The organism is Kordiimonas sp. UBA4487 (genome assembly GCF_002389025.1).
In the GTDB taxonomy this organism is placed as follows: domain Bacteria; phylum Pseudomonadota; class Alphaproteobacteria; order Sphingomonadales; family Kordiimonadaceae; genus Kordiimonas; species Kordiimonas lacus.
Map to the genome: position 1 here is coordinate 547,113 of NZ_DGNR01000013.1, position 22,535 is coordinate 569,647.

The following is a 22,535-nucleotide window of genomic DNA, read 5'->3' on the forward strand; positions in this document are numbered from 1 at the left end:
CTCCCGGTCCAAGTTTCTTGGTGCGGGCGGGCCTTCCGAATGAAATGGCACGGTCGGTTAGCTCAGTTGGTAGAGCGCATCGTTGACATCGATGAGGTCGTTGGTTCGAACCCAATACCGACCACCATTTATTTTCCGCAACAATATACTGTTATGCGCCACGAGACTGTTAGTGGCTAATTTGCCTGCACTGTATGCGCTTCGGTCGGGTGATTGTTGAAAAGGGCAGCAACCTTTCCTGCATTTACCAGCGTCTCAATGGCCTTGCCAAGGCGATCGGCAAGGCCGATGCAGGGGGATTGACGTGAAAAGGCCATATAGACCTTGTGCGCATCAACGGGCGTTGGATGCAGCATGAATGTGCCGTCTGGGCTGAAGTCGCCTGTTTCGAACATGGAATATTGCCCGGTGAGCATAAAATCCACTCGTCCGGCTTTCAGTAGGTTGAAGGCAACCTCCTGACTGTGGACATATAGCATGTTCAGATTCTTTCGCATGAACGCGTCAAAGCGGTCACCGCGGCTATCACTGGCCACTGTAACGCCTTTGAAGGCTTTCAGGTCATCCCAGGTGGTATAATTGATGGGACCGTCGCGGCGCATGACAATCTGTGTTTCTTCCGACCAGAAGGCTGGGAGGAAGTGCATTGTCTCTTCCCGTGGTTCAGTGTGATACAGCCCGACAACAACGTCCAGATTGCCCAGCGCGTGTTGCTGAAGCACGCGCGCCCAGCTACCCCGGTATGTGATTTGCACCGGAATGCCGGCTTCTTCGGCAGCCATGCGCGCCAGATCGATGCCGACACCTTTGACGGTATTATTGTCTTTGTAGGACAAGGGGAAATATTCTGGCGGCCCACTGATCTGCAAGCTTTTGCAGGAATGGTCATCTGCCAGAGATGCAGGCGGGCCAAACGCGAGCGCGATTATTAGAGTGATCCCAAGAATAAGAATGCGGTGCGTGGTCACCCGGCCTCCTGTCGCCCCCACTAGAGTAACAGAGTGTAGCGCAACCCGGCGTTTCCTCCAAGGCTGATTGAGGCCGGTCAGAGCTTCCTGTATTGGTTCAATTTTTATGCATTCTTTATACAACCAGCCCGGAGTCATATCGAAACCTCACATGAATGGCAGCACCCTAAGGGCTTCCAAGTCAGGAGGTCGCTGGGACATGTCTGAAGAGCCGGGAGAAATGCAAACGTTTGACACCGTAGCGGTCAACCTGCATGAGCAACTCAAGCAACACCAGGATATGCTGGAAGCAGAAGGCATGGTGGTTGAGCTCGGCGCGTTGGTTTATTGGACTGACCGAGTGGCCCGAGGCCAACTTTCTGCCCGAGATGCTCTCGACAAGCACGGCTTGGGAGATCTTCTGGCGCTTAAGCGCCGGATCGCGGCCACCTGTGTCGAGTTGGAAAACGCTACCCAGTATCAAGAAAGCGAGGATGTCCTTCTCATCAAAAAGCAGCAGGAATATTCCAAGGCCTATGAGGACCTGTCGGTTGCGATAGATTGTTATCTGAAGGCAGCCTATAGCATGAAGCCGGAACAGCGCCTCAAGGATTTCAAGCAGGTTTCCGACTTGGCTGCCGAAAGCTCGCTGACTTCAAAGGCTAGCAACAACAAGGGGCGTAAAGCGGTTCTCGTTGAGCCATTGGCAGGGCTGCTGGTCACCATTTATTCGCTCTATGTCAAGTCCCTGTATTACCGCTGGAACAGCGGCAAGAAAAGTGCAGCCCATGCGCATGAGATGCTTGATCATCACTGTACGGCCATCAGCCAAATTGGCGATGAGCTTGCGAAGCGCATCAGCGCCCTTGGACATTCGACGCCGGGACAGTTAAGGGCCTATGCCGCCTTTGCAGCAGAACGTGATGACCTGGGGCAGCCGGGAACGCCAGTAGAGTGCATTAATGCGCTAATTGTTGCCAATCAGGTCTGTATGTCGGAAGCTAGGCGCGTGTTTGATGTGGCCCGGGCAGTACGGGATGAGACGACGGTGGAGCTGGTCAACCCCATTTTCACTTTCCATAATCGGGCCATCCAGGAGCTCAAGGCTGTCCGAAGTGCGACGGAAGGGTCAGGTGGTACCAGCTGATGTCGTCTCTTGTGCCAGCTTTGTATGCCCACCACCGGTCCACCGAAGGCACAGCATGTGCGGTGGGCGGTGGCTACAAGGAAGAACGGATGGCAAAGAAACAGCAACAGATTCTGGCGTTTGTCGACAGCCACCCAAAAAGTTACAAGGTCGTTGCCGCGGCGCGCGAAAAGGCGACGAAGACCGGCGCGCGCTGGCGCTTGATTTATGTTGACCGTATCGACGAAAGTGTTGGCAGTGACAACCGGCGCGAGGCGCTGCTCTCTCTTTTAAACAAGGCCCGCCGCGAAGGGGCAAGTGTCCTTCACCTTGATTCCGCCAGCGGCAGCCAAACGGAATTGAGCTACATTCGCAGCTGCGTTAACAGTGGTGAAGCCGTTTCTCACATATTCATGGGGCAACCCGCAACGGCGCGGGGGGCGGATCTGAGGCGCTATTGGCGCACTCGAAGAATTACCAAAGAGTTCTCGCACCTGGCGTCGGTGACGATCATTCCGCTGGAAGGCAGCATCAAGCCCGCGAGCCTCTGGAGCCGATTTGTTCACGGCCCTATTACGTGGCATACCGCGGTCTATCCACTCGTGGCTGTCGTGGCGGCCTATCTGGCCGCGGAAGGAATCCGTGCGTTGATGCCGGTGATCTATTTCAAGATCAATACCCACAATGTGGCACTCTTGTTCCTGCTTGCATGCGTGATGGTTGCTATCAGGCAGGGGCTTCTGGCTGCGATTTTGGCGTCTATCCTGAGTGCCGCGACCATCAATTATGCTTATACGGTGCCGTTCCAGAAGTTCTACATCGGCACCGTAGCAGATGTCGCGAATATCACCATCTTTCTTGCCTCTGCAGTTATCATTGCGTTCCTTGGTGGCCATGTCAGGGCAAGCCTGGAAACCACCCGGCGCCGTGAAGAGCGCAGCAGGGTGCTTTATGAAATTCATACACTGACTGCAGAAGCTAGCGCACGGGAAGCGCTGCTGAAGGTCGTGGCGCGTGAACTGAAATCGCTTTTGGGTATGAAAGTCGTCTTCTTCATCACCAAGGTGCGCACGTCGGTTTTGGAAGCCGATGCTATTGCCGATTTTGTTCAATACCCGGAGAAGGTTGACCTGGATGGGCCAGTGAAGCAGGGGCTGGAGGAATGCTGGCAGGCGGGTGACGTGGGTCGCGCCTTTCGCGCTGTTCGCCATGAGACAAGCACTTGGGTGTTCGAGCCCATTACAACGCCGAACCAGAAATATGGCGTTTTGGCGGTGTGTATCCCCTTATCGTGGCGGCTTGATTCAGAATTCACCCAGTTGATCAGCGCACTTGCCGATCACACCGCGCAGGCGTTGGAACGTATCGAATATGCTACCGAAATGCAGGAAAGCCGGTTCAGGGAAGAGCGTGAAAAATTGAGGTCCATGCTGCTCTCCAGTGTGTCCCATGACCTTAAGACACCGCTCGCTTCGATCATCGGCAGTATCAGTGTCCTCAAAAGCTTGAAGAAGTCAGATCGGTTGTCAGATGACCAGTTGGAGACGTTGGCAGGAACGGCGCTTGAAGAGGCGCAGCGCCTGGACGCCTTCATCACTAATATTCTGTCGATGACACGGATCGAAAGTGGTGACGTGGAGTTTTCATGCCTGCTGCATGACCCGGCTGAGCCGCTGGATCAGGCGCTGAAGTCGTTGCGCTCCCGCCTGCAGGGGCGCGAGCTGCGCATAACGCGGAACTATGAAGGCCTCCATGTCGAAATGGATGCCCTGATGACGGCCCAGGTGCTGCAGAATGTCATTGATAATGCGGCCAAATATTCGCCGAATGACAGTGCGATCGAGATTGATCTCAAACGCCGCGAGGACGGTTTCGAATATCGCGTCCGGGATTTTGGCAGCGGCATACCTGAGGATAAACAGGAAAAGATTTTCGATAAGTATGAGCGCCTCAATCGTACGGATCAGCAAGTTGCCGGGACCGGCCTGGGGCTTGCTATTGCAAAGGTGGTGATGCACCGCCAGGGCGGCGTCATCACGGCAGGCAATCACAAGCAAGGTGGTGCAGAATTTGTTCTGGTGTTCCCGACTGTTGTCGCTGTACCCAAAGGGCAAATGGATGGCTGAAGAACTAAAAAAATCTATTCTGGTAATTGATGATGCCGACGCAATCAGGACCTTTCTGCGCATCTCTTTAGGTGACTTGGGTATGAAGGTTACCGAAGCCAAAACCGCGCAGGACGGACTTCGGGCTTTCCGGGATCAATCGCCTGATTATGTGGCACTTGACCTGGGTCTGCCTGATGATGATGGCATTGAAGTATTGCGGCAGATTAAGGCGGACGGTGCTGGCAAGCGAACCCATGTGATTGTACTTTCTGCCCGGTATGGCAACAAGATCAAGGACGAAGCCCGTGCTCTGGGGGCTCTTGCCTTTATTCCCAAACCGTTCGTGATTGACGATCTTCTCGAAGTGATCGGTTGTTAGCCTCTCCAGCTTGCAGGTAGCTGCCTCAATGCAGCCTTAATTAATTTACTAAAAATTTATGCACAGTCGCGGTTCGGCGGATCGAATACTGATGCCGCGTGCGCCATCCTCAGTTCAACAGATCCTTGAGGGCTGGAGGGTGACATGACTAAAACATTATGCATGCTGGCAGCCGCGCTTGCGCTGCCCTTGACGGGGCATTCTGCAGTAACCGCGGAAGAGAGCCTGAATCAAGTGACCCCCGCAGTGGCTCACAAGGCGGAGTGGCCAGAAGGGGTCACTGATGCAAGCTCTCTTTCATGGGTTCTTGAGGATAGGAGCAAAGCAATTGCGCGTGCCAAATGGACGTTGATGGACCAACTGTTTCAAGCGCACCTTGCTATCAAGCATCAATCCCGGGAACAAGTCGGACGGCGGCTTGCAGATGCTTCCCAACAGTTGCGGTCGCTGGTTGAAGAGGGTCTTGAAGGTGCGCCTTCAAAGGTTGCCGGACCAGTCAAACTGGTGGAGCTGAAATACGGCAGCATCATTTCGCCAAATCTGATTTATGTCCCAGTTGCCGATAGTACGCTGGCAATTGATGAATTTGTCGCCGTACTTGATATCAAAGCTGCTGATCGAAGCGATATTGAAGGTGCAAAGGTGCGCTACGTGCGGCTGCAGCTGGACCCTGACAAGCTATCCCATGACTTGAATGAAGGCCTGGACGCGCTCAACAGGGGGGACCTTGACGGAGTGCGTGATCAGCTGGTGGACGCACAGCAAAGCATGATTGCTGAATTGGAACCTGCACCATCCTTGCAAGGGGTGGCGCGGGACAATGTGTCGCTCGCGCGTTTCATGCTCAAAGCGGCTGAATATGAAGGCGCGCGCAAGGCCCTGAAAGAGGCAGAGAGGGCTATGGCGGCACTCTGTGAAGGTCAGGATGCCTCAGACCGCGATGCCGCAGAGGTCGAAACGATCCGCAAGGAGATGAGGGAGCTATCGGGCATGATCGAGCAGCGTGACCCGGCACTTGCGGATCAGATCGACAAACAGCTGGAAGCCTGGTGGAACTCGCTGAGTTGACCCCCAGACATCGGGCCCGGCGCATAACAATAAATATTTTCCTCACCCAACCTTCAGGAGCCTTCTGGCTCCTGTTTTTTTGAACAGCTAATTGACTTTGGTTTAAAGGTTCCAGTTACCAGAGAGGTGAACATGCGCTATCATCCAGCTCAAATTGTCATATTTGGCTATATTCCAGACAGGCAAAACTTTGGGGGAGCGCGGTGAAGCAGAAGAAGAACATCATTCTGATTGTCGATGACGAGCCGCAGATACGCAAGCTGCTGTGCATCACGCTTGAAGCCCACAATATGAAGCCGGAAGAAGCGGACGAGGGGCGGAAGGCCATCCGCATGGCTGTTTCTGTAAAACCTGACTTGATGCTGTTGGATCTGGGGCTGCCCGATATTGACGGTAAACAAGTGATCAAGGAAGTACGTGAATGGTCGAACCTGCCGATCATTGTCTGTTCGGTGCGTAACAGCGACAAGGAGATGATCGAAGCCTTTGACCTGGGGGCGGATGATTATGTTACCAAGCCCTTCAACCCTGACGTGTTGCTGGCGCGGATCACAGCAAACTTGAGGAAGGCCGCGTCCGCTGAAGCTGGCCAGCCGGTTCTTGAGAACGGCCGTATCCAGATGGACCTTGTGAAGCATGAGGTGTTGGTTGACGGCAACCGCGTGGAATTCACGCCCAAGGAATATGATCTGCTGCGCTATTTCCTTGTGCACCGGGGTAAGATGTTGACCCACCGGCAGATTCTGCATGAAGTTTGGGGTGCTGCGCATGGTGATGACACCCAATATCTACGGGTTTATATCAGTCAGGTGCGCGAGAAGGTCGAGCCGACGCCGTCAAGCCCGGACTATATTGTCACCGAGCCCGGCATCGGCTACCGCATGGAAGTGATTTGAATAACTCTTTGGAGACTGCAATGGACAGTGAGAAACGGCCTTCCCTTCTGGTTCAGGTCCGCCGTAACATGCTAGTGGGGCTGTTCACGCTGATTCCGATCTGGCTAACCCTGTTGCTGGTCTCGGTGATCCTCAAATTCATTAATGACCTGGCTGCGCCTATCATCAAATGGGTGACAGCCAGTGTTCAACCGACTGACGGCTTGTACAGCATTATCAAATCGCCTCTTTTCAACACGTCACTTTCCGTAGTTGTGCTGTTGTTACTGTTTTATGTCGTGGGATGGGTTGCATCCCGCTACGTGGGGCAAAAGCTTTTGACGCTTTTTGAATACACCGTGGACCATATCCCGGTCGCGAAATCCATTTATCGCACTATCAAGCGGCTGGCGGACGCGGTGCAATCAAGCTCTAATGACATTGAGCGTGTGGTGCTGATTGAGTTTCCGTCGCGTGACATGAAGACCGTCGGGCTGGTCACGCGCACTTTCAAGGACACGACAACCGGGCGTGAACTCGCCGCCGTGTATGTGCCGACAACGCCCAACCCCACCTCAGGCTATCTTGAGATCGTGCCGGTGGAATATGTCACGCCCACAAACTGGAAGATGGATGAGGCCATGTCTTTTATCATTTCCGGCGGAGCGGATGTGCCCAAAACCTTCAACTACGATAAAGCAGCCCCGCGCCAAAAATAGCACGGGGCAGGGGGTGCCAATCAGGGTATCGTTTTGTAGTGCCAAACCAATCAATGGAGTGGCATCGCGACCCCGGCGCGTGTGTGGGGGAGGTCGGGGCCGCGATGCGGTGTGTGCTGGATAGGACACAGCTTGATAATGCATCCGCCCTCATCAAGATGCGATACGGAGCACGCTCGGCGGTATAAAGATTCCGTAAAGATGTGGCTTATTTGGTCTGTGGATCCCAGTGTTCCACGATCTCGCCATCTTCAATGCGAAACATGTCAAACCAGGTGGTGCTGTATGCAGCTGTATCGCCTTTTGCAGGCATATTGCGCACAAATACAAGCGTAACCAAATCGCCTTCCGCCATGATGGCAACGAGGGGCGCTTTCACTCGGCTTTCCACGTTGGTGTCGGGGTTGGCGAACTGTTTGAAGACGTCAATGAAACCTTGCCGGCCTGTGGGGACACGTGGGTTGTGTTGGATATAGTCTTCGGCCAGAAAATCAGCGACACGGTCCAGTTGCTGTCCCTCGAAAACAATGCGCCAGAAGTCATAAACCAGGCGTTTGTTGGCCTCCAGTTCTGGTGTGTCGGCTTGCAGCATGGCTGCATGATCTGGGTTGCCGGTGACCGGAACCTGCGCGTGGGCCGTGGAACTGATTAGTATGAGGAATAAAAAGGTGGTTTTTACCACGATCGTCTTAAGCATAGATGCCCCGCTAATGTTCATTGTCATGCTTGCGGATAATTGTGCCGCAAGCCAAAGCCTGACTGGCAGGGCAACATGCTGTTCGTCAACAGCAGTTGATCGCTACTCACGGTAGTTTTAACTGCTATTGACGAAAGCTGACGATTTCGTGATTTTTGTGGAACTTGCTTAGGACGCTACCTGTTGAAGGTCTTCTGTAGGTACCTCCCACGAAAGGTGGTTGTCGTTCAGGATCACCATATTTTTGGTGGTGATGACGTCCGGCACTGCAGAATAGCCGAGCAGCTCTGCCGTGGTGGATTCCGGATGGCGCGCCAGCAAAAGAACCTCGTCTGAGCCGAAGTTTGTCAGCCCTCGGGCGATTTCCTGTCCCTTTTCGTCGTAGATGTGAAGGATGTCGCCTTTCTGGAACGTGTCGGCCACCGATACAATATCCGTATGCTTGATGGCTTGCGGGGTTGAGACAAGCTCGTCCGCAGCGCTTTGCTTCAGGATCAGGCTGCCCGCCACTTGAAGCCTGTTGGTCAGCCAAACCTTCCAGGCAGAAGCCGGGGTGCCGATCGCGGTGCACAAGGTGTGGCGACGTTCGCCTTCAAGTACCGACAGGATTGGGTTTTCAATGATGCCTTCAGCGATGATGGTGCTGCAACCTGCGTGCTGGGCCATGTTGGCCGCCTGCAGTTTGGTGTACATGCCGCCGCTTCCTAGCGCATTGGTGCCTGTGGTTGCCGCCAGATAGGTGCTGACGTCTTCGAGTTTTTCGATAAACTCGGCGCCGGGCTCTGATGGCGGCCGGTCATAAAGGCCATCAATACTGGTCAATAGCACCAGGTGGTCAGCCTGAATCATTTGCGCAACCTTGGCGGCCAGGCGATCGTTGTCGCCCACGCGCAGCTCTTCCGTGGTCACCGTGTCATTTTCATTCACGATGGGCATGATGCCATTGTCGAACAGGCGCTCGAGCGTGTTTTTAATATTAATGAATCGACGGCGGCCTTCCATATCGCCCAGCGTCACAAGGATCTGTGCGATGTCGAAGCCGAATTCATGCGCTACCTGCTTGTAGGCGTTCAGCAAAAGTGGCTGACCGTAAGCAGCCGCAGCCTGCTTGTCCAGGATACCTGCATCCTCGGGTGATTTTCCGATGGCGTTCAGGCCCAGCGCAACAGCGCCGGACGACATAAGCACCACTTCATAACCTTGCTCCTTCAGACGTGCGATATCGCTCATCAGTCCGTGCATAAAGGCGTACCGGAGCGTCAGTTCTTGGCTGTGCGCCAACAGGCTTGAGCCGATTTTGACAACGATACGCTTGGACATAGACAAAACAGAATCTCCTTTTAATGGCCAAAACTCGGCCCTTCATATAGGGGGCATTGCGCAAAGATACCAGAATTATTTTGAATTAAAATTAAATTCAGATGAAACGAATATGTCTAATATTCCAATTAGTTTTTATTTAACATCGCGTTACGGCCATTTTATGCGTCAGCATTCCTGACCTTCCAGAAATTTAGACTTGAAAATATCATTCGAATTCTAATATTTAGCAGCAACCGAGCGACCGGAGTTTTGTCGAACCGCTACGCTTGGGCAAAGTGATGAATACGCCGAGAGGCGGAAAGAAAAGGAGCAGTTGAATGGATATTCTGATGGTCGGATGCGGCCGCATGGGCGGGGCGATGCTTGGATGTTGGAGTGCCCGCAAGGATATTCGGTTCACTGTTATTGATCCTGCCGGCCCGGATGCACCAGAAGGTGTTCGGGTCCTGAAGGCGCCATCGGCGCTGGGCTCTGACCAGTTTGACATGATCATCATTGCGGTGAAGCCTCAGATGATTGAAGACGTCATGCCGGGCTACACGGCGCGCCTTAAGGATGATGGCTGCATGGTTTCCATTGCGGCTGGCTTCAGCCTTGAAAGCCTGAAGCGGGTTCTTGGCAATGTTCCCGTGATCCGCGTGATGCCGAACCTGCCGGCGCTGATTGGCAAGGGTGCCACCGGCATTTACGCCAGTGATGACTGCTCAAGCGCACACAAGGAAACGGTATCAGACCTGATGGGCCGTATTGGTAAAGCCGTATGGGTGCGTTCGGAAGATGAGCTCGATCGCCTGACGGCGGTATCCGGCAGTGGGCCCGGTTATGTATTCCAGTTTATTGAAAGCTTTATGGAAGGCGCCAAGGAGTTGGGCTTTTCTGATAAGGATGCCCGTACACTCGTTATCCAGACCATGGTAGGGGCCACAGAGATGGCAGCCAACACGGACGCGCCAATCAGCGAATTGCGCACGTCGGTTACAAGCAAAGGCGGCACCACGCAGGCCGGGCTGGATCAGCTGAGGCAGGACCACATGCTGGACCTGCTGATGAAAAGCACCACCAAGGCCGCTTACGAACGCGCGCTTGAGCTGAAGTAGCCCGGATCGCCCGAATTTTTCCTCCCCCAAGTTAACGAAACGGAGCCATTCATGACCTCCCTGTCGAATGAAATCAGAGACTATGTTCACCTGCTGGCCAAGCGCGCGAGCGCGGCGTCCAAGAAACTGGCAACGGCCACGACTGACCAGAAGAACGCTGCCCTGTTGGCTGCGGCAAGTGCGTTGCGGGCAGACAAGAAACTGATCATTGCCGCGAACGAGCGAGATGTGGCCGGTGCGCGGGAGGAGGGGCGTCCTGATGCATTTATCGACCGGCTCGTGTTGAATGACGACCGTGTGGAAGCCATGGCGGAAGCGCTCGAGGCTATTGCAGAACTGCCAGATCCGGTTGGGCGACAACTAGCCATGTTTGACCGCCCGAACGGCTTGAAGGTTGAACGGGTTGCCGTGCCGATCGGTGTGATCGGGATGGTCTATGAAAGCCGCCCGAATGTGGGTGCGGACGCTGGCGCCTTGTGCCTGAAGTCCGGTAACGCCGTGATTTTGCGTGGCGGGTCTGAAAGCTATCATTCCACCAGTGCAATTGTGGCCTGTATGAAACAAGGCCTCAAGGACGCTGGTCTGCCCGAAGATATTATCCAGTTTGTGGACACACGCGACAGGGCGGCGGTAACCCACCTGTTGAAGTGCGCTGAGTATGTCGATCTTGTCATCCCGCGTGGCGGTAAGGGCTTGGTGAAACTGGTAACAGAGCAAGCCGAAGTGCCCACGCTTCAGCACCTGGACGGTAACTGCCACACCTATATCCATGCGGCGGCTGACATAGATAAGGCTGTGGCGATCGTGAAGAACGCCAAGCTTCGCCGGACGGGCATCTGTGGTGCCACTGAAAGTCTGGTGATCGACCGTGAGATTGCGCCGGACGTGCTGCCGCGCCTTCTGGATGCCATGCCTGACTGTGAGTTCCGTGGCGACGGCTTGGCGCTGACCATCGATGATCGCATCAAGGAAGCCAGCGAAGAAGACTTCAGTACCGAATATCTGGACGCTGTACTGTCGGTGAAGCTTGTGAACGGTGTGTCAAACGCAGTCACATTTATCGACCAGCATTCGTCTAAACATACGGACGCTATTGTGACCGAAGACCAGGCAGTCGCTGATCAGTTTATGGACATGATCGACAGCGCTGTGGTGATGCACAATGCTTCCACGCAGTTTTCGGATGGTGGCGAGTTCGGCATGGGCGCCGAAATTGGTATTGCCACCGGCAAGATGCACGCGCGGGGGCCTGTGGGGCTCGAGCAACTGACTACCTTTAAATACAAGGTACATGGCAGTGGCCAGACAAGGCCGTAGCGCGTGAAGAAAATATTGAATGTTTGGCGCCCGGCACCTTTGTGACCGGGCGTTTGCACAGAAACGAATAAAGACCAGAAGGGGCAGGATACAATGCAGATTGAAGTGATGATTTCACTGGCCGCCTATTTCATCCTGATGATGGGCATCGGGCTATATGCCTTCAAGAAATCCACCGACGACGTGTCGGGCTATATGCTGGGCGGGCGCCAACTGAGCCCGGCTGTGGCTTCGCTTTCAGCAGGCGCGTCAGACATGAGCGGTTGGATGCTGATGGGTCTGCCTGGCGCCGTGTATGTTTCGGGGCTGTCCAGTGCCTGGATTGCCGTTGGCCTGATGGCGGGCGCCTTCCTGAACTATCTTTATGTGGCCCCGCGGCTGCGCGTTTATACCGAAATCGCGGATGATGCCATTACTATCCCCGACTATTTCGAAAAGCGCTTCCACGACAGCTCGCACATGCTGCGGGTCCTGTCTTCTGTAGTGATCATCATCTTCTTCACGCTTTATACGTCTGCGGGTGTGGTCTCTGGCGGCAAGCTCTTCGAGGCGTCTTTCGGCATGTCTTATGAGGTGGGCCTGTTCGCCACGGCTGGTGTGGTCGTGGCCTATACGCTGTTTGGCGGGTTCCTGGCCGTTAGCATGACGGACTTCGTGCAGGGCTGTATCATGTTCGTGGCGCTTGTTCTTGTGCCGGTTGTTGCCTTTTTTGACATGGGGGGCAGCGGGTCCATCTCCAACACCATCGGTGAGGTGGACAGCAGCCTGCTGAATATGTTTGGGGGGCTCACAATTGCGGGCGTGGTGTCCAGTCTGGCATGGGGGCTGGGTTATTTCGGTCAGCCACACATCATTGTGCGCTTCATGGCGATCCGGACACTGAAGGATGTGGGCGTCGCCCGCAATATTGGCATGAGCTGGATGCTGATCACCGTGATTGGCGCGGTGGCAACAGGTATCGTGGGGCTTGCGTACATTCTGAAAAACGACCTCAACCTTGAAGACCCGGAAACCATCTTCATCGTGCTGTCGGAGCTGTTATTCCACCCCTATATCGCAGGCTTCCTGCTTGCGGCCATTTTGGCTGCGATCATGTCCACGATCTCCAGCCAGCTGTTGGTTTCGTCAAGTTCGCTTACGGAAGATTTTTACAAAACCTTCCTCAGGAAAGAGGCCAGCCAGAAAGAGCTGGTTCTGGTCGGGCGTCTGTCAGTTCTGGCGGTATCTCTCGTGGCCATTGGCTTAGCGTTTGACCGGTCCAGCACTATCCTGTCGCTTGTGTCGAATGCATGGGCGGGCTTTGGTGCCGCCTTCGGGCCTCTGATCCTCCTCAGCCTTCATTGGCGTCACATGACACGTGACGGGGCGATGGCCGGTATGATTTCCGGTGCGGCAACCGTCCTGTTCTGGATTTATGCGCCCATCACCATTGGCGGCAAGTCGCTGTCAGACAATCTCTACGAGATGTTGCCCGGTTTTGTGGTCAGCATGATTGTCTCGGTCGTCGTCAGCAAGCTGACAGAAGGTCGTGGCGAAGCAGCGCGTTCGAAAAAACTATTCGCCGAGATGGAAGCCGTTCTGGCTAAAGGCTAGGCGGCACCTTTGAATTCGGTTGGTAGCGGTTCGCCGCTACCAGCACCATACCTCTGCCGTTAGAAGCGACGGCCTTCCCTTCTTCTCCGATACTTTGACCCCAACCTAAAATATGATTGCACGCCTAATCTTATAATGATAATGCGAGTCATTCTTAATTATTGGTTCAGGGAGATATTCATGTATCGGAGTAAGGTAAGCGCCCTAGCAGTGCTGGCAGTTCTTGTATCGGCTGGCGCGGGAGCGGATGACGCCCAGTCAGGTGAAGGCGCTGATTTTGAGGAAATTATTGTTACCGGTAGTAGGACGCCGGAAAAAATTGATGAAGTCACGGCGTCGATTTCGGTAATCGGCAAAGACGATCTGATGGAGGACCTAAAGCTCAATCTGGAGCTCCAGAGCACACTTGCCACCCGTATCGCCGGATTTGGGCCAGCGACCGGCTCCACTAGTAACTCCGGCATGACCTTGCGCGGGCGGACTGTCCTGGTGATGATTGACGGTGTGCCGCAGTCCACCCCGCTTCGGAACGGTCAGTTGGGGCTCAGGTCTGTTGATCCAAGCGCACTCGGCCGAATTGAGGTAATCAAGGGGGCGACCTCTATTTACGGTAATGGTGCCGCGGGTGGCATCGTGAACTATATTACCAAGCAGGCGTCAGAGGAGACGCTGGCGGGTGATATTGCGGTCAGTAGCCGATTTTCCATGGTGGACGCCGACGGCAGCTTTAGCAAGCGCGTCGACGGCACGCTGAGCGGTACGCTGGACAAGTTCAGTTATGTCGTGAATGCAGTGTACGACAGCCGCGGCCAGCAAAAGGACGCCGATGGTGACACTATGGGGCTCGTATACGGCTTGTCAGACCTGGATACAGTCAACCTGTTCGCCAAGGCGGCTTATCAGTTTGACGCTGAAAAGCGCCTGCAAGCTACAGTGAATTACTATGACAGCCAGCAGGATAGCGACCTTGTTGATGTAACCGGAAACCCGGTCACGGGCCAGAAAACCTATGCTGTGGAAACGGACGAAGACAAGCCGGGTGTGCCGCAAGGGCCGAAAGGCAACACCAATATCATGGTGAAATACAGCGACGCCGCGCTTCTGGAAAACACCGAGCTGACACTGGATCTCTATAGTCAGAAAATCGAAAATGTCTTCTTCTTCTCCTCGCGTCTTGCGAACCCCGACGAAGGCTTCGACGGTGGCCAATCCCTGATCAAATCCGAAAAATTCGGCGTGCGTGCAAACTTCAAAAGTACCTTCGATTGGGACAGTGTGCAGGCTGATTTTGTCTATGGCATCGATTATCTGAAAGACACCACATCCCAGCCGCTGGTGGATGGCCGCCTTTGGGTCCCCGAGATGGACATGCAAAACAAGGCTGCCTACCTGCAGTCCAAGTTTGTCTGGCGTGATCACTGGGTGTTCAAGGCTGGCGTCCGTGCTGAAAAGATCGATATCTCTGTTGATGACTATAGCACCTTGCGCCTGTGCCGGTCGGAAACTCAGTGCTCGGTCCCCATGGACGTGACAGGGGGTGAGCTGGACTATAGCTCCACCACCTATAATGTTGGTCTGCGCTATAATGCCATTCCGGCATTCAGCCCGTTCATCAGCTTCTCTGAAGGGTTTGATATCTCAGATCTTGGCCGTCTATTGCGGTCCGCCGTGGTGACAGACCTGATGCAGGTCCAAACGGAAGCATCGGAAGTACGCCACTATGAAGTAGGCTTCACCAGCCAACTGCAAGACCTGAAGCTCGAGTTTGCCTATTACCGCAGCACGTCTGAGCTGGGTACTGGCACACAGCTGGACCCGGACACAGGCGTGTTCCTGCCGGTCAGGGAACCGCAGGAAATCACCGGTTTTGAAATCGCAGCCCAATATGATGTCAGCGACACGCTCGAGATTGGTGCCAACTATACCAGTTTTGATGGTGAAAATTCCGACACCGGCGAAAAACTGTCCGGCCGCTTTATCTCGCCAGCCAAACTGTCGGTTTATGCTGATTGGTCCCCGATCGAAAACCTTCGGGTTTCGGCGAACCTCCTGCACCTGGCATCGCGTGATGAATTCACTGCTGAAGGGAATGCCTACGCCATCTATGAGGGCCCGGTTGACGGCTATGACCTGGTGAACCTGAGTGCGTCTTACCGCATGGGCGATGTGGAGATTTATGGCGGCGTGGAGAATCTGTTCAATGAGGACTATTTCTCCCAGCGGGCGCAATCGATCTTCATCGACAGCTACTATTCCAAAGGCCTGGGGCGCACGGCCAATGTAGGCGTGCGCTACAGCTTCTAAGCTATGGCCGGGTTCCTGCGGGTGCCCGGCTGTCAGACTGTACCAGTTGTTCAAGGGGGCGTGCCGGTTATGCGCAAGACAATGAAACGTGTCCATCAGCTCATCGGGCTTGTGGGAGCGCTGTATATGATACTGATGGCGCTGACCGGCACCATCCTGGCGTTCGAGGACCAGTTGTTGCGGCTTGCGGTGCCTCGGCTTGAACAAAGCGTGGTGCCCCTGGATGCTGATCAGCAGGGTACTGTGCTTGAGACCATTGAGGCCAGGTATGACGCTTACCAGCTTTTGTCCATAAAGTTGCCGTATCCCGGCATGAATGCTTACCGTATATATGAACGGGGGCATGGCTCCTATCTCCTGGATCCGCGTACGCTGAAGCCAATAGATGACCCGCTCAATGTTGATGCCGCGCTCCAGTTCCTGTTCGACCTGCATCACAGTTTGGCGCTGGGGCTCTGGGGCGAGGAAGCTGTTGCGCTGCTTGGGCTTGTGGCCTTTTTTCTGGTGCTCAGTGGTCTGTATTTGTGGTGGCCCTGGCGTAAGGGGTTTCGGCTGAAATTGCTGAAACCAAAGAACGGACGCTCTTCGGCCTTGCGGGCCACACATGCCACCAGCGGTATCCTCATCACGCCGCTATTGCTGCTACTGATTGGGACCGGTGTTGGGATGATGTATGGCACCCCCATTCGAAGTGCTCTTGGGGCTGTGTTTGGTGGTGACCAGCCAGTGAATATGCATGCTGTATCAAATGGCAATCCGGCAACTTTGCTGACCATGGCAGGTGATCACTTCGCTGAGGCGCGGGTCACGCTCTACCGTCCGGCGCGCCAGCCAGGTGACCCTGTGGGGCTCAGGCTGCAGATGCCCGCAGAGATGCACCCCAATGGCCGAACCACAGTGACGGTGGGGCAGCAGGGGGGGCAGTCCTATGATGCTACTAAGGCAGGGCTGGGGCACCGCATTGCAGACAGTTTCTATCCGCTCCATTCCGGGAAAACAGGCGGGCTGCCATATCTGCTGTTGGTTGTCTTTACCGGGCTGGGTACGCTCTATCTCGCAGGCATGGGGCTGACGGCCTATGTGCGGCGGCGCTAGTCGGCTTTGGTCGGCACTACCTCTTCGGTATGGCGCCGGATGAATAGCAGGAACAGGGTGGCCGACAAGCCAGCGGCGGCGAACATCATGCACATCACCATGATCTGGTACCGGGCGGCAACCAGGGGCGAGACGCCTGATAGGATTTGTCCGGTCATCATGCCGGGCAGGGACACCAACCCGACTGCGAACAGGCTGTTGGTGATCGGGATCAGCGCCGCTTTCAGTGCTACGGAGCGGGCCGCCTGGTAGCTGTCCCCGCGCCGCATTTCCGCGGCTAGGCGCTCTGCCGCCAAACTGACGCTGTTCATGGAGGCGGCGAAAATCATGCCCGCGAGCGGGATAATTACCTGGGGCGTGAACCAAGGGTCCGGGCGCAGCACCCCTTGGGTAATAACCGCAAGTACGGCCCCGCCGCCCAGTGTGATGGAACAAAGTGCGATGGGATATAATGTCCGGCGGGAAAACTTGGTGGTCCGCAGCGAGATCCAGCTTGATACCAATGCCATGACGGCCAGCACAGCAATTACAAGCCAAGGCGTTTCGGCGGCGAACAGATAAACCAGGAAATAACCGATCAACGACAGCTGAAGGATCATCCGGGCGAAACCATACAGGGTTTCCCGTGCGTCCCGTGACCAGATGTGAAGGATGGCAACCACCAAGGCGACAGGAACTAACGCCAGTGCCAGGTCGGTAAGCGGAATTGTGTGCGTGGCATCAGCCATTTCCAGTATCATCTCCATAGAAAGCTCATATCGTTATAGCGCAGGGAAGCTTGGCTGCACATAGCGTTCTAAAGCCCAGGATTACCCTCTTGAAACCGTAAAAAGGCTTCCTAGATTCTGTATGTCGGCGCCTGAATGGGCCGGCAAATATGGTGAACATTGCTCAAAGGAGGATGTAAGCTATGACACGCTTTAATTTCGATCCACTATTCAGAACCACGATCGGTTTTGACCGACTGGCGCGCCTGATGGATGCGGCAGAGCAGCAAGCCGAACCGTCTTCATCATTTCCACCCTATGACATCATGATGGATGGCGATGACCGCTATCGCATCACCATGTCAGTGGCTGGTTTTTCGCGTGAGGATATCGATATCCAGGCGCAGGAAAATCTGCTGACCATTGTAGGACGGAAAGAGCAAAAGGAGACTGGCGGTGAGTACCTTCATCGCGGCATTGCGGAACGCGATTTCAAGACTGAGTTCCAACTGGCTGACCATGTGGAAGTTAAGGGGGCGAATCTTTCTGATGGCCTTCTGACCATTGACCTGGTTCGTGATGTGCCTGAGGAAAAACGACCCAAGACGATTGAAATCAAATCGTCTGCTCCGGCTGGCTTCCTGGACAAGGCCAAGAAATTGCTGTCGGATGGCTCACCGAAAAAGGCAGCCTGAAGCTGTATTTCCTGAGAAAGCCTGAGGGCCCCTCATGGGCCCTCTTTTTTGTTCCGCGCGTGTCGGTCAGTTGTTTGCTGTTAAGGCGCTGGAATGGGCCGTTGCCACAACTGGCTGGCCCGGCTGCAGGCGCTCGCCGCCGCGCACCACAATTTTGTCGCCAGCTTCAACACCATCTGCCAGCGCAACCCAAAGCCCCACAGTTGCCTTGATGTTGGCGTCCACGCGTTGTGCCGTGCCGTCCGCACCCACCTTGAAGAGATAAACACTGCCACTCTTGATGATAAGCGCGTCACGGGGAACGGCAACTGCTGTCATTTCTGGCCCCTTTGGCAAACTGATCATCACGGGTGTGCTGACGGTCCAGTCTTTTGCGTCTGCGCTTAGGCGGACTTCCACCATACGCGACACCGCGTCACCCACGGGCACCACCGTCCGGATCGGCAGGTTATAGACACCGTGCCTGCTTTTCACTTCAACACTGTTGCCTACCGCCAGATAGGGCGTGATGTCGATTGGCGCAGGCATGGCGATTTCGATGTTCCGCGTGTCGACAAGGCGCAGGACTTCCTCGCCAACCGTGACATATTCGCCCTTGTTGGCCAGCCGTTGCACCACATGGCCAGGGAAGGGGGCTTTGATCTGGGTACGGTCCACATCGCCCTGCGCGCGGTCCAGTACGGCCTGTGCGTCGGCGATTTCCTGACGTGCCATTTCAAGGTTGGCGATGGCTTCGTCCAGGCGCGCCTGGGATGCGTTGTTGCCAGCGGCCAGTTCTTTATAGCGCTTCACTTCCTCCTGGCGATAGGCAAGGTCAGCTTGCAACCGTTTCACATTTGCAGCTGCGCGCCTTAGTGCCACAGCAAGCAGTCGGTCATCAATGCGGGCGATGACGTCGCCTTCTTCTACTGCAGTGCCAACATCCGCAACCCACAAAAGAGGGCCTTCCACTTCTGCTGAAATGCGACTGTCGTGGAGACTGATCACGGTGCCTGACACATCCATTTGGGGTGCCATCTTGCGGGATGCTGCCTCAACCACTTCCACTTGCGCGGGCGGCATTTCGCCCATGCCCTGGCCTGACGCAGGTGCGGTAGCCAATAGGCCAGCCGCAAGCATCAGCGGGGCGGCGATACGAATATTCAAGAGGGTTCTCATAACTTAGTCCTGCTGTCTTTCTTGTTATTCTGCCGGGTTTGTCTGGCCAGCGTCACTGCCATCTTCAAAGCGCCGAAGCTGGTCTGGCGTGGCAGGTGCGATCTTTGTGGGTACAAGCTGCAAAAGGCTCGGCAACAGCAACAGCGTGAAGATGGTCGAAATGCTCATGCCGCCCACAATGACGGCTGCCATGCCGCGATAAATTTCTGACCCTGCGCCCGGGAACAAGAGCAGCGGCAGCATGCCAAAAAGACTTGTGAGGGTGCTCATAAAAATGGGGCGAAGTCGTAACTTGAGCGCCTGATGGACCGCTTCGGTCCGGTTCATGCCGCGGCCCTGTGCCGTACGGGTTTGGGCTACCAAAAGAATGGCGTTGTTCACGACAAGCCCAAGCAGAATGATAAAACCTATCATGCCCAGAAGGTCGAGCGGGGTGAACTGAATAAAATTGAGTATCGCCAGTCCGATCATGCCCCCTGCACATGCCGTCAGGATGGAAACCACAACAAGCAATGCATCCACAGGCGACCGAAACAGTCCAGCAAGGATGAAATACAACAGCGCAATGGCAACCAGGAAGTTCAGGCCCAGTGTTTTAAGGGCCTGGGTCAGGTCATCCGCACTTCCCGCATATTTGATGACCGCATCGGCAGGTAACATTGCTTTAAGCTGCGGTTCGATCTTCGTCTGAAGCTCGTTGATAAGGGTGTCAAGCGCCATGCCTTCGGGTGGGTTGACCTGGAGGCTATAGGCACGGATGCGGTCAAACCGGGCAATTGCGTTGGGGCCAAGAACCGTTGATATCTGGGCTAATTCCCCAAGCGGCACTAGGCCGCCATTGGGAGTGTGAACCGGCAGGTCTGCCATCTGCTCCGGCGACGTGAAGCTCTCTGACTTCAGATAAATATCCATCTGGCCCTGGCCGTCAAAATATTCACCCAGCCAGGCGCCTTGGCCCAACTCAAGGATGACCATGGTCAGGTCCTGCCGGGTCCAGCCCACTTCGGCGAGACGGCGGTCATTGGGATCAAACCTGAGTTCGGTGGATTCTGCGAACGGGTCAGGTTGCGGGTTGGCCGTGGCACCAGGAATTTGGCCCATCACCATTCCCATGCCTGCCATGGCGGCGTTTTTGGCGGCATTCAGGTCTGTAGAGCTGATGCGCATTTCTACGCTGTTTTCACCGCCAAAGCCGCCAAAAAGACTGCGCCGCAGGGTGAAGCCAAACATGTCGGGGATACCACTTGTCACCTCCGACTGCACAATGTTCTGGAGTTCTTCGAGCCTGCTTGGGTCTTCTGCATTGAGGGCCAGCCAGCCGCCAGTTGCGCCTGGGAAAGACCAGAAGAAATAGTCGCGAACCTTGGGTTCCTTTTCACCCTTCAGGTAGGGCTGGATGCGGGCATCCACGACTTGGGCAATTTCCTTGTCCGCCGTTTCCACATTGGTACCAGGCGGGAAAAACAGGAAACTGTCGACTGTGTCGCGCTTAACAGGAGGTAGATAGTTTCGCTGCGGCATGAAAAAGAAAACCAATATCGCTGATACTGAAATCAGGATAATGACCCAGAATACCTGTTTTTGAACGGTATCGGTTACGTTCATCAAGCTATTGGCCATCCGGTCCCATGATGTTTCGCGACCGTCAGCTTCTGGCAAGCTGCGCATCCAGAAGCGTGCCATGGTTGGGAGTACAGTGACGGCGACAAGAAGAGAAATCGCCACGCCAACAGCGATGGTGAGGGCGAGGTCAGCGAACATCTGGCCAATGGCATCCTTCAGGAACATCACGGGAATAAATACTGCAACAGTGGTGGCAGTGGACGCCAGCAGCGCCCCCCACACTTGGGTAGCCCCCATATCTGCCGCGTCGCGAGGAGTTTCGCCGCGTTCCCGCAGACGAACAATATTTTCCAGCACCACGATGGCGGCGTCCAGCACCATGCCGGTGGCGAAGGCAAGCCCTGCCAGCGAAATCACGTTAAGCGTACGACCTGCCACGCCAAGGATCACGAAAGTGGCCAGCAGGGAGGTAGGAATGGCAATAGAAATCAACAGAGTTGCCCGCCATTGACGCAGGAACATCCACAGGGTGCCAACAGCAAGCAGCATCCCTATCACGAGGTTGCTGCCCAGAAGGCTGATCGACCGGTTGATATACTGCCCGGGATCAAAGGCGTATTGGGCCACCATCCCGCGGTCTTTGAAGGCACCGGCATTCAACTCATTGATTTTGGATTTTACGCCGTCGAGAGCTTCAAGCACATTGGCGTCATTGCTTTTGGCGATGGCAAGGCGGAAAGCGGGATTGCCGTTCTGGTAGATGAAACCATCTGCGCGCCCTGGCCCAACTTCAATACGGGCCACATCTCCAAGCGTGATAGGCAGTCCGCCGCGCCATTCAAGGATAAGCCCTTGCAGTTCTTCTATGTCATAGCGGCCTTCATAGCGAACCGTATACTGCTTGCGGCCCACGTCGACAAAGCCCGACGAAATGTCAGCTGATTGGCCGATGCGCGCCGGCACGCGTGCGATATCGATGCCGAATTCCGCAGCCTTGTATGGGTCGAAGATGATCTTGAGCTGGTCCTCGCCGCCATTGCTGTCCCAGAAATCAATGTTGGAAACACCATAAAGCGCCTGCAGTTCCGGCACGATGATATCGCGCATATAGCGGGCATTTTCGCGCGCCAGATGTTCCGTGCCAGGCAACTGCTGCACGTAATATTCAATCAATTGGTCGTTGGCGTCACCCCATTCGCCCAGCTGGACCTGTGGTTTTTCCGCATTTGCAGGCAGGGGACGCAGGCGGTTGAGTCGGCTGATAATTTCAATCAGCGCCCGCGTCATATCGGTTTCAATGGCGAACTCGAGCTGCATGAAACCAAAGTTGGCCATGCTCCAGCTCTGCATTTCCGTGAGGCCCGGCGTGCCTTGCAGCACTTCCTCAACCGGCACGGTAATCTCAGATTCGATTTCGGCAGGAGATGCCCCAGGCCACTGGTTGACAATTGTGACAACCGGCTTCTCAATCTGTGGCAGCAGCTGTGCCGGCATGTTTAGCATGCTGGCGATGCCCAAAAGCATGACCACCGCGGCTACGATGCCCACGGCAACAGGGTTATTGAGGCTTTGGCGCGTCAATCGCATTTTCTGTCCCTCGCGGTCAGCCCCCTTTTTTGGGAGCCTATTCTTGTTGCGTTCAGTTGAGCGAACGGGTGCCTTCAGGCTTTTGCCCTGCATATCTGGCTACCATGGGTATGGTCGAAAGCCGTATGGCCTTTCGTGTAGCGCGAAGTTGCTGACCCCCGTAAGCTATCCCACAGT

Annotated in this window: 18 protein-coding genes and 1 tRNA gene; 13 read left to right on the plus strand and 6 right to left on the minus strand. The window is 55.1% G+C overall.

The features are described 5' to 3' along the window. Positions 1–51 precede the first annotated feature (51 nt). A tRNA-Val gene (locus B3Z17_RS14255) sits at positions 52–127 on the plus strand. 49 nt (positions 128–176) lie between these two features. On the opposite strand, the gene B3Z17_RS14260 is transcribed toward B3Z17_RS14255, so the two are convergent. Then, positions 177–968, minus strand: a complete 792-nt coding sequence (locus B3Z17_RS14260) for a substrate-binding periplasmic protein (protein WP_286830448.1) — start codon at positions 966–968, stop codon at positions 177–179. A 199-nt stretch (positions 969–1,167) separates the two neighbouring features. On the opposite strand from B3Z17_RS14260, the gene B3Z17_RS14265 reads away from it, so the two are divergent. From B3Z17_RS14265 to B3Z17_RS14290, 6 genes are all read left to right on the plus strand, one after another. Continuing rightward, entirely contained in the window at positions 1,168–2,094 is a 927-nt protein-coding gene (locus B3Z17_RS14265; RefSeq protein WP_286830450.1) for a ferritin-like domain-containing protein, read from the plus strand. Beyond that, positions 2,094–4,199: an ATP-binding protein gene (locus B3Z17_RS14270; RefSeq protein WP_286830452.1), complete on the plus strand. Its 2,106-nt coding sequence runs from the start codon at positions 2,094–2,096 to the stop codon at positions 4,197–4,199. Before B3Z17_RS14265 ends, B3Z17_RS14270 begins: the two co-directional genes overlap by 1 nt. After that, a complete protein-coding gene (locus tag B3Z17_RS14275; protein WP_286830453.1) occupies positions 4,192–4,560 on the plus strand; it encodes a response regulator in 369 nt (122 codons plus the stop codon). Before B3Z17_RS14270 ends, B3Z17_RS14275 begins: the two co-directional genes overlap by 8 nt. Positions 4,561–4,704: 144 nt before the next feature. After that, on the plus strand, positions 4,705–5,628 hold the full coding sequence (locus B3Z17_RS14280) for a hypothetical protein (protein ID WP_286830455.1): 924 nt from the start codon (positions 4,705–4,707) through the stop codon (positions 5,626–5,628). Between the two features lie 203 nt (positions 5,629–5,831). Further along, the gene (locus B3Z17_RS14285; protein WP_286830456.1) at positions 5,832–6,524 is read left to right on the plus strand and encodes a response regulator transcription factor; all 693 of its coding nucleotides are present in this window, start codon (positions 5,832–5,834) and stop codon (positions 6,522–6,524) included. A gap of 20 nt (positions 6,525–6,544) precedes the next feature. Then, positions 6,545–7,222, plus strand: coding sequence for a DUF502 domain-containing protein (locus B3Z17_RS14290; RefSeq protein ID WP_286830458.1), 678 nt, complete (start codon positions 6,545–6,547; stop codon positions 7,220–7,222). Positions 7,223–7,430: 208 nt separating this feature from the next. Here the strand turns inward: B3Z17_RS14290 and B3Z17_RS14295 are convergent, their stop codons facing one another. Together B3Z17_RS14295 and proB are read right to left on the minus strand one after the other, a co-directional pair. Further along, a complete protein-coding gene (locus B3Z17_RS14295; RefSeq protein WP_286830460.1) occupies positions 7,431–7,919 on the minus strand; it encodes a nuclear transport factor 2 family protein in 489 nt (162 codons plus the stop codon). A gap of 168 nt (positions 7,920–8,087) precedes the next feature. Next, complete coding sequence (gene proB, locus B3Z17_RS14300; protein WP_139167506.1) at positions 8,088–9,245, minus strand: glutamate 5-kinase; 1,158 nt, start codon at positions 9,243–9,245, stop codon at positions 8,088–8,090. Between the two features lie 314 nt (positions 9,246–9,559). Here proB and proC point away from each other — a divergent pair, with 314 nt between their 5' ends. From proC to B3Z17_RS14325, 5 genes are all read left to right on the plus strand, one after another. Further along, positions 9,560–10,339 carry a pyrroline-5-carboxylate reductase gene (proC, locus tag B3Z17_RS14305; RefSeq protein ID WP_286830462.1) on the plus strand — a complete coding sequence of 260 codons (780 nt, stop codon included), beginning with the start codon at positions 9,560–9,562 and terminating at the stop codon, positions 10,337–10,339. A gap of 51 nt (positions 10,340–10,390) precedes the next feature. Further along, complete coding sequence (locus tag B3Z17_RS14310) at positions 10,391–11,656, plus strand: glutamate-5-semialdehyde dehydrogenase (protein WP_286830464.1); 1,266 nt, start codon at positions 10,391–10,393, stop codon at positions 11,654–11,656. Between the two features lie 93 nt (positions 11,657–11,749). Further along, entirely contained in the window at positions 11,750–13,249 is a 1,500-nt protein-coding gene (gene putP / locus B3Z17_RS14315; RefSeq protein ID WP_286830465.1) for a sodium/proline symporter PutP, read from the plus strand. Positions 13,250–13,429: 180 nt separating this feature from the next. After that, a complete protein-coding gene (locus B3Z17_RS14320) occupies positions 13,430–15,553 on the plus strand; it encodes a TonB-dependent receptor (protein WP_286830467.1) in 2,124 nt (707 codons plus the stop codon). Between the two features lie 69 nt (positions 15,554–15,622). After that, positions 15,623–16,648, plus strand: coding sequence for a PepSY-associated TM helix domain-containing protein (locus B3Z17_RS14325; protein WP_286830469.1), 1,026 nt, complete (start codon positions 15,623–15,625; stop codon positions 16,646–16,648). Here the strand turns inward: B3Z17_RS14325 and B3Z17_RS14330 are convergent. Next, positions 16,645–17,394: an ABC transporter permease gene (locus B3Z17_RS14330; RefSeq protein WP_286830471.1), complete on the minus strand. Its 750-nt coding sequence runs from the start codon at positions 17,392–17,394 to the stop codon at positions 16,645–16,647. The two genes, B3Z17_RS14325 and B3Z17_RS14330, sit on opposite strands and share 4 nt — an antisense overlap. A gap of 164 nt (positions 17,395–17,558) precedes the next feature. Between B3Z17_RS14330 and B3Z17_RS14335 the strand changes: the two genes are divergently transcribed. Beyond that, positions 17,559–18,050 (plus strand): Hsp20 family protein, encoded by a 492-nt coding sequence (locus tag B3Z17_RS14335; protein ID WP_286830472.1) that lies wholly within the window; start codon positions 17,559–17,561, stop codon positions 18,048–18,050. Between the two features lie 66 nt (positions 18,051–18,116). Here B3Z17_RS14335 and B3Z17_RS14340 read toward each other — a convergent pair whose 3' ends face one another. After that, the gene (locus B3Z17_RS14340) at positions 18,117–19,208 is read right to left on the minus strand and encodes an efflux RND transporter periplasmic adaptor subunit (protein ID WP_286830474.1); all 1,092 of its coding nucleotides are present in this window, start codon (positions 19,206–19,208) and stop codon (positions 18,117–18,119) included. Positions 19,209–19,232: 24 nt separating this feature from the next. Continuing rightward, positions 19,233–22,358, minus strand: a complete 3,126-nt coding sequence (locus B3Z17_RS14345; RefSeq protein WP_286830476.1) for an efflux RND transporter permease subunit — start codon at positions 22,356–22,358, stop codon at positions 19,233–19,235. Positions 22,359–22,535: the final 177 nt, after the last annotated feature.

Coding starts and splice junctions, on each gene's coding strand:
- B3Z17_RS14265 (WP_286830450.1), top strand. CDS start 1,168: ATGTCTGAAGAGCCGGGAGAAATGCAAACGTTTGACACCGTAGCGGTC.
- B3Z17_RS14270 (WP_286830452.1), top strand. CDS start 2,094: ATGTCGTCTCTTGTGCCAGCTTTGTATGCCCACCACCGGTCCACCGAA.
- B3Z17_RS14275 (WP_286830453.1), top strand. CDS start 4,192: ATGGCTGAAGAACTAAAAAAATCTATTCTGGTAATTGATGATGCCGAC.
- B3Z17_RS14280 (WP_286830455.1), top strand. CDS start 4,705: ATGACTAAAACATTATGCATGCTGGCAGCCGCGCTTGCGCTGCCCTTG.
- B3Z17_RS14290 (WP_286830458.1), top strand. CDS start 6,545: ATGGACAGTGAGAAACGGCCTTCCCTTCTGGTTCAGGTCCGCCGTAAC.
- B3Z17_RS14295 (WP_286830460.1), bottom strand. CDS start 7,919: ATGCTTAAGACGATCGTGGTAAAAACCACCTTTTTATTCCTCATACTA.
- proC (WP_286830462.1), top strand. CDS start 9,560: ATGGATATTCTGATGGTCGGATGCGGCCGCATGGGCGGGGCGATGCTT.
- B3Z17_RS14310 (WP_286830464.1), top strand. CDS start 10,391: ATGACCTCCCTGTCGAATGAAATCAGAGACTATGTTCACCTGCTGGCC.
- putP (WP_286830465.1), top strand. CDS start 11,750: ATGCAGATTGAAGTGATGATTTCACTGGCCGCCTATTTCATCCTGATG.
- B3Z17_RS14320 (WP_286830467.1), top strand. CDS start 13,430: ATGTATCGGAGTAAGGTAAGCGCCCTAGCAGTGCTGGCAGTTCTTGTA.
- B3Z17_RS14325 (WP_286830469.1), top strand. CDS start 15,623: ATGCGCAAGACAATGAAACGTGTCCATCAGCTCATCGGGCTTGTGGGA.
- B3Z17_RS14330 (WP_286830471.1), bottom strand. CDS start 17,394: ATGGAGATGATACTGGAAATGGCTGATGCCACGCACACAATTCCGCTT.
- B3Z17_RS14335 (WP_286830472.1), top strand. CDS start 17,559: ATGACACGCTTTAATTTCGATCCACTATTCAGAACCACGATCGGTTTT.
- B3Z17_RS14340 (WP_286830474.1), bottom strand. CDS start 19,208: ATGAGAACCCTCTTGAATATTCGTATCGCCGCCCCGCTGATGCTTGCG.
- B3Z17_RS14345 (WP_286830476.1), bottom strand. CDS start 22,358: ATGCGATTGACGCGCCAAAGCCTCAATAACCCTGTTGCCGTGGGCATC.